The organism is Streptomyces sp. NPDC005962 (assembly GCF_040629205.1).
Lineage (GTDB): Bacteria > Actinomycetota > Actinomycetes > Streptomycetales > Streptomycetaceae > Streptomyces.
Genome location: NZ_JBEXVE010000022.1, coordinates 1 through 18,245 on the forward strand (window position 1 = coordinate 1; position 18,245 = coordinate 18,245).

17 protein-coding genes and 4 pseudogenes are annotated in these 18,245 nt (G+C 69.5%); 8 read left to right on the plus strand and 13 right to left on the minus strand.

Annotation, left to right across the window (positions count from 1 at the left end; translation table 11 throughout):
* Positions 1–234: 234 nt before the first annotated feature.
* Positions 235–762: an ISL3 family transposase gene (locus tag ABZ370_RS29800; protein ID WP_358626717.1), complete on the plus strand. Its 528-nt coding sequence runs from the start codon at positions 235–237 to the stop codon at positions 760–762.
* Positions 763–1,207: 445 nt separating this feature from the next.
* On the opposite strand, the pseudogene ABZ370_RS29805 reads toward ABZ370_RS29800, so the two are convergent.
* A pseudogene (locus tag ABZ370_RS29805) lies at positions 1,208–1,294 on the minus strand (sigma factor); the annotation flags it as partial.
* An 82-nt stretch (positions 1,295–1,376) separates the two neighbouring features.
* A complete protein-coding gene (locus tag ABZ370_RS29810; protein WP_358626719.1) occupies positions 1,377–2,132 on the minus strand; it encodes an SDR family oxidoreductase in 756 nt (251 codons plus the stop codon).
* Between the two features lie 109 nt (positions 2,133–2,241).
* Here ABZ370_RS29810 and ABZ370_RS29815 point away from each other — a divergent pair, with 109 nt between their 5' ends.
* From ABZ370_RS29815 to ABZ370_RS29835, 5 genes and pseudogenes are all read left to right on the plus strand, one after another.
* Positions 2,242–2,865 carry a TetR/AcrR family transcriptional regulator gene (locus tag ABZ370_RS29815; RefSeq protein WP_358626721.1) on the plus strand — a complete coding sequence of 208 codons (624 nt, stop codon included), beginning with the start codon at positions 2,242–2,244 and terminating at the stop codon, positions 2,863–2,865.
* Between the two features lie 69 nt (positions 2,866–2,934).
* Positions 2,935–3,129: pseudogene (locus tag ABZ370_RS29820) on the plus strand (IS6 family transposase); the annotation flags it as partial.
* A gap of 135 nt (positions 3,130–3,264) precedes the next feature.
* Positions 3,265–3,675 carry a helix-turn-helix domain-containing protein gene (locus tag ABZ370_RS29825; RefSeq protein WP_358626723.1) on the plus strand — a complete coding sequence of 137 codons (411 nt, stop codon included), beginning with the start codon at positions 3,265–3,267 and terminating at the stop codon, positions 3,673–3,675.
* Between the two features lie 220 nt (positions 3,676–3,895).
* Positions 3,896–4,819: a zinc-binding dehydrogenase gene (locus ABZ370_RS29830; RefSeq protein ID WP_358626725.1), complete on the plus strand. Its 924-nt coding sequence runs from the start codon at positions 3,896–3,898 to the stop codon at positions 4,817–4,819.
* Positions 4,820–4,850: 31 nt separating this feature from the next.
* Positions 4,851–5,054, plus strand: coding sequence for an SRPBCC family protein (locus tag ABZ370_RS29835; RefSeq protein ID WP_358626727.1), 204 nt, complete (start codon positions 4,851–4,853; stop codon positions 5,052–5,054).
* Between the two features lie 176 nt (positions 5,055–5,230).
* On the opposite strand, the pseudogene ABZ370_RS29840 reads toward ABZ370_RS29835, so the two are convergent.
* From ABZ370_RS29840 to ABZ370_RS29855, 4 genes and pseudogenes are all read right to left on the minus strand, one after another.
* Positions 5,231–5,671, minus strand: a pseudogene (locus tag ABZ370_RS29840) (DDE-type integrase/transposase/recombinase); the annotation flags it as partial.
* 95 nt (positions 5,672–5,766) lie between these two features.
* Positions 5,767–5,979, minus strand: a complete 213-nt coding sequence (locus ABZ370_RS29845; protein ID WP_358626729.1) for an IS3 family transposase — start codon at positions 5,977–5,979, stop codon at positions 5,767–5,769.
* Positions 5,980–6,276: 297 nt separating this feature from the next.
* Positions 6,277–7,200: an NADP-dependent oxidoreductase gene (locus ABZ370_RS29850; RefSeq protein ID WP_358626731.1), complete on the minus strand. Its 924-nt coding sequence runs from the start codon at positions 7,198–7,200 to the stop codon at positions 6,277–6,279.
* A 3-nt stretch (positions 7,201–7,203) separates the two neighbouring features.
* Positions 7,204–7,692, minus strand: a complete 489-nt coding sequence (locus ABZ370_RS29855; protein WP_358626733.1) for a nuclear transport factor 2 family protein — start codon at positions 7,690–7,692, stop codon at positions 7,204–7,206.
* A gap of 113 nt (positions 7,693–7,805) precedes the next feature.
* Between ABZ370_RS29855 and ABZ370_RS29860 the strand changes: the two genes are divergently transcribed.
* A complete protein-coding gene (locus ABZ370_RS29860; RefSeq protein WP_358626735.1) occupies positions 7,806–8,639 on the plus strand; it encodes a LysR family transcriptional regulator in 834 nt (277 codons plus the stop codon).
* Positions 8,640–9,106: 467 nt separating this feature from the next.
* On the opposite strand, the gene ABZ370_RS29865 is transcribed toward ABZ370_RS29860, so the two are convergent.
* On the minus strand, positions 9,107–9,232 hold the full coding sequence (locus ABZ370_RS29865) for a hypothetical protein (RefSeq protein WP_358626737.1): 126 nt from the start codon (positions 9,230–9,232) through the stop codon (positions 9,107–9,109).
* A 204-nt stretch (positions 9,233–9,436) separates the two neighbouring features.
* On the opposite strand from ABZ370_RS29865, the gene ABZ370_RS29870 reads away from it, so the two are divergent.
* On the plus strand, positions 9,437–11,101 hold the full coding sequence (locus ABZ370_RS29870) for an N-6 DNA methylase (protein WP_358626739.1): 1,665 nt from the start codon (positions 9,437–9,439) through the stop codon (positions 11,099–11,101).
* Positions 11,102–11,192: 91 nt separating this feature from the next.
* Here the strand turns inward: ABZ370_RS29870 and ABZ370_RS29875 are convergent.
* The 6 genes and pseudogenes from ABZ370_RS29875 to ABZ370_RS29900 form a co-directional block, all read right to left on the minus strand.
* Positions 11,193–11,411: pseudogene (locus tag ABZ370_RS29875) on the minus strand (DNA helicase UvrD); the annotation flags it as partial.
* Positions 11,412–11,512: 101 nt separating this feature from the next.
* Positions 11,513–12,760 carry a restriction endonuclease gene (locus ABZ370_RS29880; protein ID WP_358626946.1) on the minus strand — a complete coding sequence of 416 codons (1,248 nt, stop codon included), beginning with the start codon at positions 12,758–12,760 and terminating at the stop codon, positions 11,513–11,515.
* A 20-nt stretch (positions 12,761–12,780) separates the two neighbouring features.
* Positions 12,781–14,556 carry a DUF4357 domain-containing protein gene (locus ABZ370_RS29885; RefSeq protein ID WP_358626741.1) on the minus strand — a complete coding sequence of 592 codons (1,776 nt, stop codon included), beginning with the start codon at positions 14,554–14,556 and terminating at the stop codon, positions 12,781–12,783.
* 155 nt (positions 14,557–14,711) lie between these two features.
* On the minus strand, positions 14,712–16,349 hold the full coding sequence (locus tag ABZ370_RS29890; protein WP_358626743.1) for a hypothetical protein: 1,638 nt from the start codon (positions 16,347–16,349) through the stop codon (positions 14,712–14,714).
* Between the two features lie 39 nt (positions 16,350–16,388).
* Complete coding sequence (locus ABZ370_RS29895) at positions 16,389–16,766, minus strand: hypothetical protein (protein ID WP_358626745.1); 378 nt, start codon at positions 16,764–16,766, stop codon at positions 16,389–16,391.
* Positions 16,763–17,869, minus strand: coding sequence for a hypothetical protein (locus ABZ370_RS29900; RefSeq protein WP_358626747.1), 1,107 nt, complete (start codon positions 17,867–17,869; stop codon positions 16,763–16,765). Before ABZ370_RS29900 ends, ABZ370_RS29895 begins: the two co-directional genes overlap by 4 nt.
* Positions 17,870–18,245: the final 376 nt, after the last annotated feature.

Genomic DNA, 18,245 nt, shown 5'->3' on the forward strand with positions numbered 1-18,245 from the left:
TCAGGCTGTAAGGGCCAACAGGGACAGTCTTCTGCTGAAGGACGTGAGCCCGCCCACTCCAGCAGCCGTGCAGATCCTGTGGCGGGAGTACCGCGCGTTCAAGAAGCAACAGCGCTGAGGGCTGGCTTCGTTCACGTTCAGCAACAGCGCTTGTCGACGAGTTTCGGTTCTGGCGCAATTTCCGTGAAGTGCGCACGGTGAGTAACAGCTGACGCCCAGGCGGCCCCTGCTGATGTGCCCAGCGCAGGGCGGCGGGTCGTCTTGTGTCTGCGGGTCCGCCGGTTCTTCTGCCCGGACGCTTCATGGGGACGGCGGACGTTCGTCGAGCAGTTGCCGGGGCTGACCCGGAAATACGGTCGGTGCACCGAGGGCCTGCGTTCGGCCCTGGCCACGATCGGTCTCGCGCTCGCCGGCCGGGCCGGCGTGCGGATGGCCCGCGTCTTCGGGGTGTCCGTCAGCCGCAGTACCGTGCTGCGGCTCGTGGACATGCTGCCTGACCCGGATCTGCCGGCCCCGCGCGTGGTCGGCGTCGATGAGTACGCCACGCGCAAAGGTCGCGTCTACGGCACCGTGCTGGTCGATGTCGAGAGCCGACGGCCGGTGGACCTACTGCCTGATCGGGAGGCATCCAGTCTGGCCACGTGGCTGGCGAAGCGCCCCGGCGTCGAGGTCGTCTGCCGGGACCGAGCTCCGTTCTTCGCGGAAGGCGCCACGGCCGGGGCGCCTCAAGCGATCCAGGTCGCTGACCGGTGGCATTTGTGAACAACCTCGGCGAGGCTGCCGAGCGGTCCGTCGCCCGCCACCGCCAGTGCCTCCGGATCCTGGTACCCGAACCGGCCGAGGAGGAGGCCAACGAGCCGAAACCGTCCGAGGAGGCCCCGGCCTCGCCCTGGAAGAGCGACCGGTTCGCCAACCGCATCCGGGCCAGGCACGCCACCGTCCACGCGATGCTGGATGGTCGCGACGGTGAGGACCGCGGTGCCTCAGCAACGAGGGCGGGGGCCCTGGGTGGGCCTGTGGCCGCTGGGCGTTCTCCCAAGCCAGGCGGCTACCGAACTACTCCTCGACCGGGTTTCCGGGACTGGCACCGGGGCCCAGGCCGCCACGCTCGCGGAGCAGTTGGGGCAACCCCCGCTGCTGCTCCATCAAGCGGGCCTCTACCTGTTCCGGGCCGACCGCAATCCCCGTGGCCGGACAAGCCTCGATGCTTGATCTCGCCGACCACCGTCGGCGTCGCGTACGTCGAGAACTCGACACCGCGCTCTGGGTCTCAGCGATCGACCGACTTGATCAGCCGGGTGGGCACCGACACACCGCTTCACCAGCCGTGACCTCGGCGCCGCCGTCGCGGCCCTCCCCGCCGCAGCGCCGCGCCACTACACCGCGGTGAATCCGCCGTCGACGGTGAGGGTGGCGCCGTGAATCTGGGACGCCTCGTCGCTCGCCAGGAACACGACCGCGGCGGCCACCTCCGCCGGGGTACCGGCGCGGCGGGAGGGCAGGCCCGCGATCATCGGGGCCAGGTGCTCCTCCATCGCCGCCACCTTCTCCGTCAGCGTGGGGCCGGGAGCGACGGTGTTGACCCGGACGCCGTGCGGCCCGTACTCCGCGGCCCACGACGCGGTGAGCGAGTGCACGGCCGCCTTGGTCATGCTGTAGAGCGCCGAATGCGCCATGCCCCGCATGCCGTTGATGGACCCCAGGTTGACCACGGCGCCGTGGCCGCGCTCGGCCATGGGCGGTACCAGCAGGCCGGTGAGGAGGAACATCGACCGCACGCTCACGGCCAGCGCCTCGTCGATGGTCTCCTGCGCAACCTCGGCAGTAGGAGTCGGCGCGAGCAGGAGCGCCGCGTTGTTGACGAGCACGTCGATCCGCCCGTCGGCCGCGGCGACCGCGTCGGTGGCGAAGCGGCCGATCACATCGGCGCCCGCGGACAGATCCGCCTTGACGAAGCTCGCCGCACCGCCGCCCTTCTCGATGCGCGCCACTACCTCTGCGCCGCGACGCTCGTCGCGTCCGCTGACGACGACGAACGCGCCTTCGGCAGCCAGGGCTGCCGCGATGGCGGCGCCGATGCCCGTGGTGGAGCCGGTGACCAGGGCCGTCCGCCCGGTGAGTCGCTGGGCCATGATGCCGTGCCTCTCTGTACTGAACCGGTCTGTACCGAACCGGCTGGGAACGGCAAATCTGCCACCCAAAAAATGGACCTTCAAGTCCAGAATGTGGCAGGGTGGCGGCATGGCGCCACGACTGACCCCCAAGGGTGCGGCCACCAGGCAACGCATCATCGAAGGAGCTGCGGAGGAGATCCGCGAGCGCGGCGTGGCCGAGACGACCCTGGACGACATCCGCGCCCGCACGGCCACCAGCAAGAGTCAGCTCTTCCACTACTTCCCCAGCGGTAAGGAGGGGCTCCTGTTCGCCGTGGCCCGGCACGAGGCCGACCGCGTCCTGTCCGACCAGCAACCCCACCTCGGTGAGCTCACCTCTTGGCAGGCCTGGCGCAACTGGCGGGACGCTGTCGTCGACCGCTACCGCAGACAGGGGCAGCAGTGCCCGCTCAGCGCGCTCATGTCGCAGCTGACACCCGCCACGCCCGGCACGCAGGCCGTCACCAGACAACTGATCTCCTCGTGGCAGGCCCAGATCACGGCCGGTATCCGGGCCATGCAGGACCAGCGCGAGATCCCGCTCAGCCTCGACGCCGACCGTGCCGCGGCCGCCCTGCTGGCCGGCATCCAAGGCGGCGTCTTGATCATGATGTCCACCGGCTCCCTGACACACCTCGAAGCGGCCCTCGATCTGGGCATCCATCAGCTCCTGGCCCCGCCCGCGCCGGTACGCGCGACGCCGACGGGCTGACCGGCCCGCGGGCGCACGCGCAGGCACTGTCGACTCGGCCGGCAGGCATGGGCCCTGGGACGATCTTCGATGCTCGCGCGCGGCGTGGTCGTCTCGTACGAGACGGTCCGGCAGTGGTGTGCGAGGTTCGGTCCGTTCTCTGCCCGCGAGCTGCGGCGCCGCCGGGCGCGGGTTGGGGACAAACGGCACCTGGACGAAGCCTTCACCAAGGTCAAGGTCAACGGTGAGCGCCGGTACCTGTGGCGAGCGGTCGACCAGGACGGGCAATGTCCCGGACATCCGTGCCGGGTGCCGCGGGTGCTGGTCACCGTGATGCGAACACCACGCACGCTAGGTGCGTTACGATCAATTGGTAAGTAGGCACTTTGAAGTGCGTTGCGCTCCTGACGGGAGAGATGGATGGCCACCACGACGAAGTCGGCCCGCCGAATTGAGCCGGGCACGTACGAGGCGTACATGCGTGACTGTCCCGCGGTGGCGTTGCTCTCGACGATCAGCAACCGGTGGGTCAGCCTGACGATGTGCACCCTCGGGTCCCACGGTGATCCGATGCGGTACAGCCACATCAGCCGCGAGATACCGGGCGTCAGCCAGAAGATGCTCACCCAGACCCTGCGCATGCTCGAGCGCGACGGCATGGTGAAGCGGACGGTCACACCGACTGTGCCGGTACGGGTCGACTACGAGTTGACCCCGCTCGGGCAGGGTCTGTACGGCCTGCTGTCCCAGGTACGCGACTGGGCCGCCGACAAGACCGATGAGGTCGACGCGGCGCGGGCACGCTACGACACCCGGCAGGCCGGCCAGTAACGACAACGCAAGCCCCCCCCCGCGGGCTGTGCTCCTGCGCCCGAACGGCGGGGACTCATTCGTTCCGGGCTCGGCCCGGCGTGCCGACTTCACCTTGGTGGTCAGCTGCCCGACCAGGGGCGTAACGCACTTTAAAGTGCCTACTTACGAATCGATCGTAACTTGCCTAGCGTTCGTGGCGTTCCTGACGTTCGAATGTGCAAAGGGAAGAGCGAAGATCATGCGCGCAGCAGTCGTGAAGAAGGCCGGTGGACCCGAGGCTGTCGAGGTCTTGGAGGTCCCCCTCCCGGAACCAGGTCCCCTGGAGGTCCGCATCAAGGTCGCGGCCGCCGCGCTCAATCCCGCCGACGCCGCTGTGTGGGCCGGGGTCTTCGCGCAGCCGGAGGGCATGGAGTACGCCGGTCTGGGGCTGGACGCCGCCGGGACGATCGACGCGGTCGGTCCGGGCGTCCCGCTGTCCGTCGGAACCCCGGTGATCGCGTTCGACGCCACGGTGCTGCGCCCGACGAAGGCCCAGGCCGAGTACCTCGTGACCGACCTGGGTTCCCTCGCACCCGCCCCGCACGGCATGGACCTGACGCTCGCGGCGACGATCCCCCTCAACGCGATGACCGCCTCACTGGCCCTGGACCACCTCCCGCTGCGCCCCCGCGACACTTTGCTGGTCACGGGCGCCGCCGGGGCCGTTGGCGGCTACGCCGTCGAGTTGGCCAGAACGCAAGGCGTGCGGATCGTCGCGCAGGGCCGGCCCGAGGACGAGGAGTTTCTCCGCGGTCGTGGCGCCACCTGGTTCGTGTCGCGCGACGACGAACCGAGTGAGGCGGTGCGCCGGTTCGTGCCCGAAGGCGTGGACGGCGTGCTCGACGCGGCGGCGCTGGGCGCCCCTGCGCTGGCGGCTGTCCGCGACGGCGGCGTCTTCGTGAGCGTGAGGGGCGACGTGCTGCCGGCCCCGCAGCGGGGCGTGGTGGTACGACACACGACCGCCGGCCCCGAAGCGACCCGCCTCTCGTACCTCTCCGCGCTCGCCGAGGTCGGCGTGCTGACGCCGCGCGTGGCGCAGATCTACCCTCTGTCGCAGGCCGCCGAAGCCCACGCCCAGCTCACCCGGGGCAGCCGGCGCGGCCGGATCGTGCTGGTGCCGTGACCGAAACCGACGGCACCGGAAGGAGCCGATCGTGAAGAAGGCCCCCACTGCCACCGCGGTGACCAGGATCCCCGCTCCGGTGGAGGACGTCTGGCGCGTGCTCGTGGCGTTCGACCAGTACGCGCAGTGGCACCCGGTTCTGTCCCTCGACGCGAAGCCCGAACAGATCGTGGCCGGGGTGGACATTCCGGGCCGCCGCTCGGTCGGAGACACCGGTCAGCAGGACGTCACTTGAGGATCATCGACGTGCAGGCCCCCCACCGGCTGGTCTGGGAAGGCGGATCGCTCGACGCGATCCTGGGCAGGCACTCGTTCGTGCTCACCCCCAGCCGGACGGCACCACCGAGCTCACCGGCTCCGAGGAGTTCTTCGGCGCCGTCGCCGCCGAACTCAGCCCGACACTCGACCAGCTCACGCAGGAGTACTCCCGATACGGCGCCGCGCTGCGCGCACGCGTGGAGGATCTGTCCGGCTGACGAGGCCGGTGAGCTGCAGAGGGCCCTCAAGGAAATGGATGCCGGAGCGTCCGGTGGCCGGTCGCGCCTGAGGGCCCTCAACCGGTCGACGGCGTCGGGGATGAGGCCATCGGCGACCAGGCCCGCGGGTACGTCCCGCTACACGCTGCCGGCTGCGCTGTACCAGGTCCGCCAGACGAAGATCACCGGCGGCCTGTTCATCGAGCTCGTGGCGAAAATGAACAGGCGGGCGGCAGGCGGACCTGAGAGCGTCCGCGACCAGTTCGGTCCGCAGATGGTCGGCTGTTGCCCGGCCGACCACGCGGCGCGAGGCGATGTCGATGACGGTGGCCAGATGGAGCCGGCCCTCGTCGGTGGGGACATAGGTGATGTCACCGCGGCAGCGAGTGTCGAGGCCGCCGGGCCGGGAGCGAAGTAGCGGACGACGAGGCCGGGCCGGGCGGCGGCCCGGCCCGGCCTCGGGGATCGTCGTCACTGCCGTCGCCCGCGGTGTCGGCCCTGCAGCCCGGAGGTGCGGCGCATTGGTCGGGCGACGCGGCTCCGTCCGCAGTCCTCGCCCTCGCGTTGCAGGACGGCGTGGATCTGCGGGGCCCCGCAGGTTCCACGGGAGTCCTCGTGCAGCACCTCGGCGATCTTCCCGGTCAGCTCGGCCTCGCGGACCGTCTGCGAACCTACGCCTGCCACTGCGGCGGGCGTAGAAGGCGGCTCGGGAGACTCTGAGCAGTTCACACGCGCTTGACGTTGTGACCGTCTCGCTTCTCCGCCTCGATGAACGGGTACACCGTCACCCTCGATGAAAACGGGTACACCGTCACCGGGTCTCCTTCGCGAAGAAAGCCGTGGCCCACTTGAGGACCTCCACGTCCTCCCGCAGCCGGCGGTTCTGCTCCTTCCTCATGCCCTCGATGATGGACACCCCCCCCGGGGACGAACCCCTGATCTCAGATGTCCGCCGAAAACGGATCAAGCCCAGCCGGTGGCTCAGCCGATCTCGAGGACGACCTTGCCGGTGATGTTCCCGGTGGCGAAGGCGCGCTGTGCCTCGGCGGCCTTCTCCAGGGGGAAGACTGCGCCGACACGTACAGTGAGCAGGTTGGCCTCGGCCAGTGCTGTGACCGCAGTGAGGTCGGCGCGGTCCATACGGGCGAAGACGTCCGTGGAGCCGGGGACGCCGGGTTCGGCGATGGAGGCCAGCCTGCCACCGGACCGTGCGGCCCCGGCCGACGCGGCGAGGGCGCCGCCGCCGATCGCGTCGAACACTGCGTCCACACCGTTCGGGACCAGGCTGAGCACCTGGTCGGTCAGGCTCTCGCCGTACGCGACCGCTTGGGCACCGAGCGTGCGTAGGTAGTCGTGATCGTCGGCAGAGCCCACGCCGATGACGCGGGCGCCCTGGGCCAGGGCGATCTGCACGGCGACGGACCCTACGCCGCCGGCAGCCCCGTGCACGAGGACGTTTTCGCCCTGCTGCACCGCGAGTGCGTGCACCACGCCCTGGTAGGCGGTGAGCGCGGCCAGCGGCAGTCCTGCGGCTTCGGTGAAGGACATGGTGCTCGGCTTGTGCGCCACGGTGCGCACGTCCGCGGAGACCAATTCGGCGAAGCCGCCGTGCGCGCGCTGCACATCGCTGCGGATGTACGCGATCACCTCGTCGCCCGTCGCGAACTCAGGTGCTCCGGGCCCGGACCGCTCCACCACACCGGCGATGTCCCAGCCGGGCACCACCGGGAAGAACGTTTCCACGGCGCCGTCCAGCGCCCCGGCTTGGATGGCGGCGTCCGCGCGGTTCAGCCCGGCGGCCTTGACCCGGATCAGCACCGAGTCCACGTGAGTCTTCGGCTCGGGCAACTCGGTGAGCTCAAGGGCTTCCGGGCCGCCGTAACGGCGGTACACAACGGCCTTCAACGTTCAGACCTCCAGGATCGCGTACGGCATGTCGTGCAGGACGCGGTGCTGGACGATCTTCCACTCGCCGTCGACGCGGCGCAGGTCGGTGTCGTAGTAGCCGGACTCGATGGGCCGGATGGTGCCCTGGGCTCCGAAGGCGTCCTCGGGCCAGCCGCCTGCCGGGCGGGAATTGGCGCGGACCTCGAAGACCACGAAGTGGGCGTTCATGTGCGCCCGGTCGCCGTCGACCTCGATGAGGTGGTCCGCAGTGACGTGGTGACTGGAACCACCCTCGGGGTGCGGCGCCATGAAGTTGTCGACCGCGTACGCCACCCCCGAACCGCCGATGATCGGCTCGCCGACCTGCTCGTAGACGTCCTGGCCGGTCTTGACGAAGACGTGCACGGTCGCGTCCTCGGTGAAGAGGGCGCCCTGGCTCTTGCCGTCGCGTCGGTCGGCGGCGCGGACATAGCGTGCCAGGACCTCCTGGACCTTGCGCTCGTCGCTCATGGTTCGCACGTTCCTTTCGTGTTCCTGATGCGGGTCGTGTTCCTGTTTCGAGTGGACCACCGAGAACGGGCGCGAGCTATGAGGGTTCCGGCAAGGGTCGATACCCTGAAGGTATGGATCGTCTGGAGACCCGCGAACTCGACTATTTCGTCGCGGTCGCCGAGGAGCTGCACTTCGGAAAGGCCGCGGAGCGCCTGGGCATGGCCCAGCCCCCGCTGTCGCGTGCGATCAGCCGCCTGGAGCGCCGCATGGGAGTGCGGCTGCTGGAGCGCACCAGCCGCCGTGTTGCGCTCACCGACGCGGGTGCCGTGTTCTTGGGCGAAAGCCGACGGCTGCTCGACTCGCTCGACGCGGCCGTGCGGCGAACCCGGCGCATGGAGCAGCCCGGGCGGCTGGTGATGGCGGTACGTCCCGGCACCGCGTCCGGGCTGATCGCGGATCTGGTCCGCTCCTTCGAGGTTGGCGGTCACGATGTCGTCTTCACGCATGACCTCCTGGCCGCCCTCAGAGATGGCACGGCCGATATTGCGCTGCTGTGCCTCGGCAGCGACGACCTCACCGGGCTGCGGACCGCCGACCTGACTGAGGAGGCGCCCTTCGCGCTGGTCCCGCGTGACCATCCACTGGCCCGGCGCACCATGGTGACGGTCGCCGATCTCGGCCAGGACGCGAACTTCGCGCCCGAGTGCCCGCCGGTCGGGCTCGACGAGATCGTCGACCGGGTCGTGCTCGGGCGGCTGGTCACCGTTGTGGGTTCGGGGGCTGCCGAACGGATCTCCTCCGAGGTGGCCGCAGTGCCGGTGTCGGACCTGCTGCCCACGCGTCTTGCCCTGGCGTGGCCCGAGGGGGCGTCCCGTCCGGCCGTCACCGCTTTCGTGCGCTCGGCCCGCGCAGCCGAGGCGCGGCGGGCGCTTGACGCGAATGGCCGAGGCGCGGCCGGGTCTTGAGGCTGCCCGGCGGTCAGTGCCGGGGCGTGGTTGCAGGGTCAGCGGAGTTTCCGGAAGGTTGCCCGGAGGTCGGTCACGAAGACTTCGGTGTTTTCGTACTGCACGAAGTGGCCGCCCTTCTCGTGGGCGTTGACATGCCCGACTTCCGCCCCGCCACCGGCCGACGAAGCTGATCCCCGGCACCTTCCGTGTCACTGCGCCCAGGCAGAGACCTTGACGGCGTTTTCAGATGCCCGCTGGTACATGTCCAGCAGAGCGGCGAGCACGCCAACCTGGTCATCAACGCTCATCCCCTCTGGCGTTTCGCCCGCAGCGAGCTGTCGGGCAGCGTGAAGGACGACTGGAAGCGACTGGGCAGAGAGCCACCGGCTCGGCGGTTCGCCGTTCCAGCGACGCGCAGGACCACGGCCGCCCGCGAAGGCCGCCCGCTGCAGCACACCCCTGGCACCCACGAGAGCGTCTACGTACTACCCGGCAAACGAGTCCAGCGCGCCGCACAGGGCGTCATCGAGGACGACGCCCGCGAGGCCCTGGAACAGGCCCGGGACATCGTGTTGAAAGGACACCTCGGCCAGGGCCCGGCTCCCGGGCATCAAGAGACCGCGACGGCGGACTGCGAGGCGGGCGCAAGCGGATCCCTACGTTTCTGCGGCGCGCTGCCGGGGCCCGTCCCCTGAGTGCGGTGTGCATGGTGTATTCGGCAAAGCTTGCAGATGTGCCTGCAATGCGGCTTGTGTACAACGTCAACATTCTGTTTTGCTGGCAGTAGTCTGGTGCTCCGTGTACGTTTGGGTGGTATGAAAGAAGACGCCGCCCCCACGGCCAATCTCCTGGTCACCGGCTCAGAGATCGCCCGGCTCGCAGGGGTCACTCGCGCCGCGGTCTCCAACTGGAGGCGGCGCTACGACGACTTCCCCGCGCCTGCCGGTGGCGGTGCGAACAGCCCTCTGTTCGCTCTGCCGGATGTGGAGGTGTGGCTGGACCGACAGCGCAAGGGGCAGGGAGTCTCCGAGGAGGTCCAGCTCTGGCAAGTGCTGCGCGGAGCCTACGGCGACGAGATCATCGGCGGAATCGCCGATGTTCTCCGCCTGCTTGCCGAAAGGGGGCAGGCGCACGAGCTTCCGGAGAGGGCCGCCCTGCTGGCGCGGAACATGGCTGCGAGCACCTCCGTGGGCGAGGTGGCCGACGCTCTCGGCGAGCGCTTCACCGACTCGGTGCGCCGGGCCGGCTCGGACCAGGTCACCTCGCCTCGTGTGGTCCGTGCCGTGTGCCACTTCGCCGGCGAGGTGACGAGCAACGCGACCGTCTTCGACCCGGCCTGCGGTATCGGCACGCTCCTCCTCGCCGTCGCTCCCGAGGGCGCGGGGAAGCGGTACGGGCAGGAATCGGACCCGCGCAGCGCGGATGTCGCGCAGATGCGCGCTGACCTGACGGGCCGTACGGGTGTCACCATCGCCACGGGCGACTCTCTGCGCGACGATCAATGGGCGGACCTCAAAGCCGAACTCGTCGTCTGTGACCCCCCGGTGGGTGTCACCGACTGGGGACGAGCGGAGCTGCTTCTCGACTCCCGTTGGGAACTCGGTACCCCGTCGCGTGCCGAGGGCGAACTCGCCTGGCTTCAGCACGCCTACGCCCACACGGCCCCCGGCGGTCGCGTTCTCATGGTCATGCCCGCTTCGGTTGCCTACCGCAAGGCCGGCCGCCGCATCCGCGCGGCGCTCGTACGGCGTGGCATCCTCACGCACGTCATCGCTCTGCCGCCCGGAACCTCGGCTTCCCACTCCCTCCCCGTCCACCTCTGGCAACTGCGCCGACCCTCGTCGCCCGGTGACGCTGCCACGTCCGTACGCCTGGCCGATCTGACTGCGGGTGACCCGGACGATTCCTTGGAGCCCGGCCCTGGACAGGTCGTGGACATGCCGCTCATCGATCTGCTCGATGACGCGGTAGACCTCACGCCCGCCCGCCACGTCGGGGAGTCGCACCGCGATCTCGCCGCTGAATACCGATCACTGCGGCAGGAGTTGGCGCAGCAGCTACAGGGGATTGCGAAGCTCCTGCCGACGCTGACCGCGGGCGACGGTCCAACTTCTCTGGACGGGCCCACGGTCAGTGTCGCAGAGCTCGCCCGCGCCGGACTCGTCGAGTACGGCGACCCGGAACCGGTCTCGGTGGCTGAGCAGCTCGACGCCGACTATCTGCGGGGCTTCCTGCGCAGCGCGGCGAACAACCGCCGCTCCACAAGCGCCAGCGGCACCTTCCGCCTCGACGGCCGGGGCACCCGTATCCCGCAGATGGACATCGCCGACCAGCGCCGCTACGGCGCCGCCTTCCGTGCGCTCCAGGAGTTCGAGGAGCGTACGCGGAGGCTGGCGGAGCTGAGCCGGGATGCGGCAGCGCTCGCCAGGGACGGGCTGGGCAGTGGCACGCTCGTTCCCGAGGATGGCAAGGGCGAGTAATCCGGCTATGCGGAGCGGTGCGGTACGAACGAACTCAAGGCCCTTCATGGCGTGCAGGGTGGCGAGCCGCACTCCCGACGTGTCCGGCGCTGAACCCCTCGGCGAGGTACTGCAGGGCCTCGAACTGATCCTCCGGCGGCAACGTGCCAAAGGCTTCCCACTGCGGCTTGTCGATGATGGTCCGCACCGCCCGCACCACTTGATCGTCGAAGTCCAGCTCGCGCAGCACCGTGTCGGAGTACTTCGCGAACAGCAGCGAAGGGGCCTTGGCGGCGGCCTTCTCCAGGGCGGGAGTGAGCTGCTCGCTCGCGGCCGCGCCAGAAGTCGTTGATGCGGATGGTCGGCATCCGCGGGTCGTGTGCGTGCGGCAGGAACGACCTCCCCACCCCTGAACGGACACTCCGCAGTCGATCAGACGCGCAGGGTGGTGTCCATCCGCCGGGCCACGGCCGCGATGTCCGTGAGCAGCCCGGCCGGTTCCTGGTCCAGGCCGAGGGCGTGCTGATGGATGACGATGCCCGCATGCCGCACCCGGTGCGCGGCATGTGGGGCATGGCCCTTCGCGTACACCAGATGCCCCTCCCGGAGTCCCAGGGCCGTGCAGTAGGCCAGCATCTGGTACAGGTCGGCGTCCGGATAGCCCTCCCGCTGCTCCGACTTGTACTTGGCGTCCACCACCGCCGACGGGCTGCCGTCCGCCCCGTACAGCACGAAGTCCGGCTTCATGCGGATCGCGGACGCCTCGTCGAGGTGGTGCGGGTCCTGGAGGCGGGCCGTGCGGCCCGAGCCGCGGAACGCCTCCCGCAGGGCGACCGTCACGAAGTCCTCGAAGAGCTTGTTCATGTCGAACAGGAACCCGTCGATGTGCAGTCCGCCCGGTGTGTGCTCGGCGGACGCGCCGTCCAGGACGACACGGGCGAGGTGCAGGGCATGGTGGTAGCGGGAGTTGAGCCGGGTGGCATGCCAGTCGGGGAGCGGCCCGCCGCGCACGATCGCGGTGACGTCCGCGAGGCGGGCGCGTTGGTGCAGAAGCCTGCGGCGCACGTCACGCGGTACGCCGGGCAGGCGCAGCAGGCGGTCCACGGCCGTGCGCAGAATGCGGTTCTCCGCGATGTCCGTGGTGAACTCGTCGTACGCCACCTCCACGGGCAACGTCGCGCCGAAGTGGCGGCGGATCTGCTCGGCCTCCCGGATCCGGCCGCGTACGACGAGGGCGGTCTCCTCCGTCGCCCGGTAGCCCTGCAGGAGGCCCTGCCGCAGTGCCCGGTCCACCTGACGTTCCACGGCGTGCGCGATCGCGGGCAGCAGACCCTGGTGGTCCGCCACCGCCACCTCTCCGTCGTGCCAGCCGCCGCGTGGGTCGAGGCTGTAGCCGAGCAGGAAGAAGAGGCGGGCGATGGGTACCTTGGGCGTGACGCGGACGGTGAACGGCCGGCCGCCACCCGGCCCGGCGACGGCGACTGCCCCGACCTTGCTGCCCGCCCGCAGCGACCAGTGTCCCGGCGCGTACGGGTCGGGGGCGGCGTCCACGATGCGGGCGGCGGCGAGCGCCCGGCCGACAGCGCCCGGCAGCGGTACGGAACGGGCCGGCGCGTGCTCGACGAGCTCGACGGTGGCGGGCTCCGCGGGGTCCCCTGCCGGATTCACCGCGGGGTTCATCCCGGGGTTCACAGCGGAGCTCACCCCAGCGACTCCCGCAGCACAGCGAGCCCGTACCGCTTCTCGATGTCGATGTCCTCCCCGTAGTGGTGTTCCTCCAGCAGCGGAAGGATCTTCGTCCGCCATGTCCGCTCCAGGCCACCCTCGCGGTGGACGCCCTTCTTCATCAGGTACGAGGGGCCGATCCGGAAGTCGGGTTCGTCGATGCGGGAGTTGAGCGCGTCCAGCAGATCGGCGGGCTCGGAGTCCCTGCCCTCCCTGGCCAGCCAGCGTCGCAGCAGCCCGCTCGTCGGCTCGGTTCGCGGCGACAGCTCCACGAAGGCGAACCGCCGCCGCATCGCCGCGTCCACGAGGGCGATGGACCGGTCGGCGGTGTTCATCGTGCCGATCACGAAGAGGTTCGGCGGGAGTGCGAAGTCGTCGCCGGAGTAGGTGAGCCGCACGGACTTGTTCCGGTATTCGAGAAGGAAGTACAGCTCACCGAAGACCTTCGCCAGGTTGGCGCGGTTGATCTCGTCGATGATCAGGAAGTGCGGGATGTGCCGGCTGCCCTCGCGCGAGGCGAGGTCGGCCAGCTCCCGCAGCGGCCCGGCCGTCAGCCGGAAGGCGACCTCCCGTGTCTCGGGGTCCTCCTGCGGACGGAACCCCTCGAAGAAGTCCTCGTACGCGTACGAGGGGTGGAACTGCACCAGCTTCACCTGCTCGGGCCCACTGCCGAGGAACTCCGCGAGCTTCAGCGCGAGGTAGGTCTTGCCCGTGCTCGGCGGCCCGTACAGGACCAACTGGCGCTCGTCCCAGAGCAGATCACGCACCTCCCGCAGCCAGGCCGCCTCATGCACGAGGAGTTCGGCGGCCAGCTCGTCCGTCGGCTCCGGCAGCTCCAGCTCACGCCGGGCGGTGATCGCCGGGATCTCCGCGCTCGGGTCGCGCTCAATCGCCTCGGCCTCCTCGGCCAGCTCCTCGTCGCTCCGGCCGAGTCCTTCGATGAGGGCCTGTACCGAGGTGAGGTCGACGACGTCGTGCTGGACGGACAGCTTCTGCTGAAGAGTCTCCGGCAGTTCGTCGTAGGCGTAGCCGATGGCCTTCCACTCGACGGGCCGACGGACATTGGACCGTCCGTCCTCGGACTCCACCTGCTCAACAGGACCGGCGATCTCACCCGCGTACAACCGGCCGCCGGAGATCGTACACACGGTGTCACCTGGCTTCATCCGGCACAAGAAGGCGTGCAGCCCCTCCACCAGCTCCAGTTTCTGACTGTACGTGGCTGTTGATTCGTAGTCCTCCTCGACCATCGTCCGCAGCGAGTCCTTGGCGATCCCTTGCTGGACGCCTTGTCTCAGCCGGGTGGCGGCGAGCGAGATGCGCTCCGCAGGCAGCCACATACTCTGGACGAGGTCGAGACCGGAGACGTTCGACCCGCGCACCAGCCAGGTTCGCTTGGGGCCCCATCCCACGTGGTTGAGGAAGTCGGTCAGCGGGTGGCCTTCGGCGGTCTTCCACTCCACCCAGCCGTTGGCGCTACGCCCCAGCAGAATCTCGGCTGCGGCTGACGGCGAGTTGCACTCGATGTCCCGCGTGGTCTCCAGCTGGCGCGGCCACGTGGCCGACTGGCTGATGGCGCCTTCGCCGATGAGCCGCTCCCTCAGGCGATGGGATGACGGCATACGAAGCGGGAAAGAAGGAACGACCTCGGACCGGGCGGGGGAACCCGCCAGAACGAGGAACCTCTGGCTCCCGTTCGTCCCCTGCTGAGGCAGCAGCCGTCCTCTCGCCAGCGGCCCACCGTTCGGCATACGTAACTGGAACTCCGGAGACCGTATAGCCGCAGGCTGTCCCGTGTGTTCCTCGCTCACGCCCACTCCTCGGCTCCATTCCGGCTCACCAACGCCCCATTGCTGTGCCTCTCCAGGCGGGCCGGGCATGGGCCGCACCGTGCCTGGACGGACGCTCATGTGAGGGTATTGGTCAGGTGAGGGCCGATGTAACCGATGAATGTCCCGTGATCAGCGCAGTGACCGTCGTAATAGTGGAGGCGGGGCGCGACCGTATTGCCCCCACCGATGCGCACATGGGCGCCCATGAAGATCTCTCCTCCCGCATGCACCTGCTCGGGCACGGGGAAGGTCCGTTCTCTGCGCCATGCGGCTTTGGCCTTCACGCTCTTCGACTCATCACGGACGATCTTGCGAGGTGAGATGGTGTGCACGCCGCTGGGCGCATCGCCGCACCACTGCTTGAAGTCGCAAAATGTTCTGCCCTCGGCGGCCGCGTCGGCGAAGTCCCGCAGTGCCAGCACGGCGTCCCAAGCCATCCGAACCCAGGACGAGCCGTAGGCCTGGTCGTCCAGCTCGAGCGTGAACTTGCGGATGCCGGTGAAGTGCAGGTGGGGCATGTCGTCGAGCCGGACGAGCAGCTCCTCGAAGGTTGCGGGGTCGTCGTCGGATTCCCCGGGGACGGCGTAGGCCTCCTCGGCCGCGATGAACGTGGCCAGCCGCCTCTGAAGCGCCAGCACCTGGGCCTTGGCCCTGTGGAGCTCCCGGTACTGGTCGTCGTAATCGATGATGAACTGCGTCTCGTTGTCGCCGGCCTTGCTCAACTCCTGCTTCAGATCACGGATCTCGTCGGCACGGACCCGCTGCTCCCTCCCCGCCTCCTCCAAGATCTCGTGAAGCGCGTTGTTCTCGTCCCGCAGCCGCCCCAGCTCGGTGCTCCCCACCCCATCCCTGGTCCGGGTCCGCATGACCGGCACCGAGTCGAGTGCGGCCGGGAGCGGCAGGCGGGCAGCCAGGTTCTGTGGGAGCTGGGCCAGGATCCTGCGGGCGTGGTGTGGCTTCTCGGTGATGAGGCGCCGCGACATCACGCGGTGCCTCTGGCCGTCCGCCGACCATGCCGGGTCCACCCCGGGCAGGTAGGTGCGGACGCCACCTCCATAGACGCGGTGGTACTCCAACCTGCGGTTGAAGCGTGCCTCCGCATCTGGGGTGAGGACGTAGAGGACGGCGATGCCGGCCAGCGGACGGACCAGAGGATCGACCGTCTGCTCCAGCCACGTGTCGAAGTCGACGCCATGAGGAGTGCTCGCCACGACGATCGGCAGACGCCGGGCCCCGTCGCACAGTTCGTCGATGACCGCGTCGATGTCGTCTCCTTCGACGACCTGAGGCATCGCAGTCACGTCCGCGAGGCTGTCGCGCGCGTCCAGTACCTCGAGCAGACTCTTCGCCAGGCGTGGCGTCTTCGCCGCATCGGGCACGACGTCGGGATCGTCCGGCAAGTGCTCGACGTCCAGCTGGACCCAGATAGGGCCGTCCGCGACCTGCCGGACCACCACCGTGGTCTGCCACGTCCCGTTGGGTGTCTTCTCCCGCAGACGCCAGCGTCCGTAAACTCCGGCGGCCGCAGTGGTGGCGTCATGGTCGAGGGTCACCCCGCGGGCTATCTCGTTACGTCCCTCGGCGAAGGCGTGGATGTCGTAAGCCTTCGGTGGTCGCTCCAACCAGTCATGCAGTTGCTGGTCGACCCGCGCGCCGGTCGTGACGTAGTCGAGTCCGCTGGCAACCACCATGCGGTAGCGACGGGTCTCCATGGCGGTACCTCTTCGGGGTGTAGGTCCTCGGGGCCGGGCTCATATTCGGGCGGAGGGCAACACGCGCAACAGCTCTGCCACGTCCTGATGCCAGGCCCGTACTTCGGACGGCGTGGGCGGGAGTTCGTAGGTGTGGTGGTGGCAGGCGGCGCTGAGCGCAGACCACGTGGTGTGCCATCGCCGGGCGACCGACGGCCTGACGTACCACTGGAGGCAGAGCATTCTGCTGCGTCCATTGCGGGTCATGGCCGGGCTGACGCCGCCCCAGAACGCGTCGAGTGTCTCGTCCAAGGCCAGCCGGAGCAGCACCGCCGCGGCACGGGACCGAAGTCCGGGGGTGAGGGTGGAGGCAGTGTCCGGCGGCGGGTTGAGCAGCCGGTCGGCGGCGCCGAGGAGGCTGCTGGTGGGAAGCGTCACCGGGCCAGCACCGCCTTCGCGAGCCGCTCGGTTCGACGGATCAGGTCCTTGCGGTCGGTCACGTGCGCGGGCTTCTGGTGGGACGCCGCGTTGCACTGCTGGATCAGGTCCTTCGCCCAGGTGCCGTGGTCATGGGCAATGGCGTCGAGAACCGCGTCCTGCTTCACCGTCAGAGCGAGCGCGGCGAGTCCGGTGAGAGGGCCGGCCTTCGCGATCCTGTCCTCGGCGTCGCGCCAACTGACCTCCGCGACGCGCAGGGTGCGGCGGGCCACGGTCAGAAAGGCCGCCTCCAGAACCACGCGGCACATCGCGGGAAGCACCCGGTCCGCCACGTCGTCGGGCAGGTGCTCGTCGAGCGAGATGGCTCGCGCCTCGTCCAGAGCCTGGGTCACCGGGTCACTGACCGGGACGACCCGGACGACGGAGTCGGTCTGGCGGGAGACCTGTTGGACCGTCGCCGCGATGCCGAGGCGGCGGATGGCCTCTTCGAGCCGGGTGTCATGCGTGAAGACGACGACCTGCCGGTGCTGAGCGTAGAAGTCCAAAACCCTGGCCAGACCGTCGACCTTCTCCGGGTCCATGGACTGGACGGGGTCGTCGATCACCAGAAACTTGAAGGGGCTGCTCTTGTGGGTGGCCCGTGGCACGAAAAGCGACAGCGCCAGCGAATGCAACTCGCCCTGGCTCATGACGCCGAAGGCGGGTGCGTCCACGGCGTCCACCGAGACGTCGAGCACTACCTTGCGCGCGGTGGCCGTGCCAGTGAGACCGACCGAACCGAGCGAGACGCTACTGCGCTCACACAGCAGCTTCCAGACCATCTGCGACTGGTCGGCGATCGGCTTCAGCCGTGCTTCACGAAGCTCGTCGGTGAACTTCCTCAGCCACGCACGCGCGGCCTTGACCTGCTTGATGCGGGGCTGCGCACGCTCGGCGGCCTCGGCGTGCCGCAGCCACTCGGTGAGGCGTCCGGCGACGGTCTGCCACCGGCCGTCCTGCTCGTCGAGACGCCGTGTGGCGTCCTCTCCCACCTGGTGGCAGGCATCGCCGAGCACGGCCTCGGCCCGCTCGGCCCGGTCCGCCAGTTCCCGCGGCTCGGACACGGCACGGCACGGCACGCGGCCCAGTCGCGCCAGAGGGCGGCGAGCGACGGCTCGTCGCCCTGAAGCCACTCCGGGACGGGATGGACCGCGTCATGGACGTCCCGCACAGCGGCCGCCAGCTCCCGGCGCGCGGCCTGCGCCTGGGCCGCTTCCGCCTGCAGGCGCTCGACCTGCTCGCGAGCCCCGACCGCCCAGGTCCTGTCGAGACGGTCGGCGCTGCCGCACACGGGGCACTCGGCGGTGTCGGTGTGGCGGCGGCGATAGTCCAGCGCCTTTTCCAGCAACTCGATCAGCTGCCGTGCGTCCTCCGCGGAGCTGTACCGCACATCCTCGGCGTCAGCGGCGGCCTTCCGGAGCCGGGCCACGGCGGCGGCGA

Excerpts from the sequence above, each read along its gene's own strand:
- ABZ370_RS29865 (WP_358626737.1), bottom strand. The coding sequence starts at position 9,232 with ATGCCCGGGAGCCGGGCCCTGGCCGAGGTGTCCTTTCAACACGATGTC.
- ABZ370_RS29885 (WP_358626741.1), bottom strand. The coding sequence starts at position 14,556 with ATGCCGAACGGTGGGCCGCTGGCGAGAGGACGGCTGCTGCCTCAGCAG.
- ABZ370_RS29855 (WP_358626733.1), bottom strand. The coding sequence starts at position 7,692 with ATGAGCGACGAGCGCAAGGTCCAGGAGGTCCTGGCACGCTATGTCCGC.
- ABZ370_RS29860 (WP_358626735.1), top strand. The coding sequence starts at position 7,806 with ATGGATCGTCTGGAGACCCGCGAACTCGACTATTTCGTCGCGGTCGCC.
- ABZ370_RS29890 (WP_358626743.1), bottom strand. The coding sequence starts at position 16,349 with ATGGAGACCCGTCGCTACCGCATGGTGGTTGCCAGCGGACTCGACTAC.
- ABZ370_RS29825 (WP_358626723.1), top strand. The coding sequence starts at position 3,265 with ATGGCCACCACGACGAAGTCGGCCCGCCGAATTGAGCCGGGCACGTAC.
- ABZ370_RS29810 (WP_358626719.1), bottom strand. The coding sequence starts at position 2,132 with ATGGCCCAGCGACTCACCGGGCGGACGGCCCTGGTCACCGGCTCCACC.
- ABZ370_RS29870 (WP_358626739.1), top strand. The coding sequence starts at position 9,437 with ATGAAAGAAGACGCCGCCCCCACGGCCAATCTCCTGGTCACCGGCTCA.
- ABZ370_RS29880 (WP_358626946.1), bottom strand. The coding sequence starts at position 12,760 with ATGAACCCCGCGGTGAATCCGGCAGGGGACCCCGCGGAGCCCGCCACC.
- ABZ370_RS29815 (WP_358626721.1), top strand. The coding sequence starts at position 2,242 with ATGGCGCCACGACTGACCCCCAAGGGTGCGGCCACCAGGCAACGCATC.
- ABZ370_RS29830 (WP_358626725.1), top strand. The coding sequence starts at position 3,896 with ATGCGCGCAGCAGTCGTGAAGAAGGCCGGTGGACCCGAGGCTGTCGAG.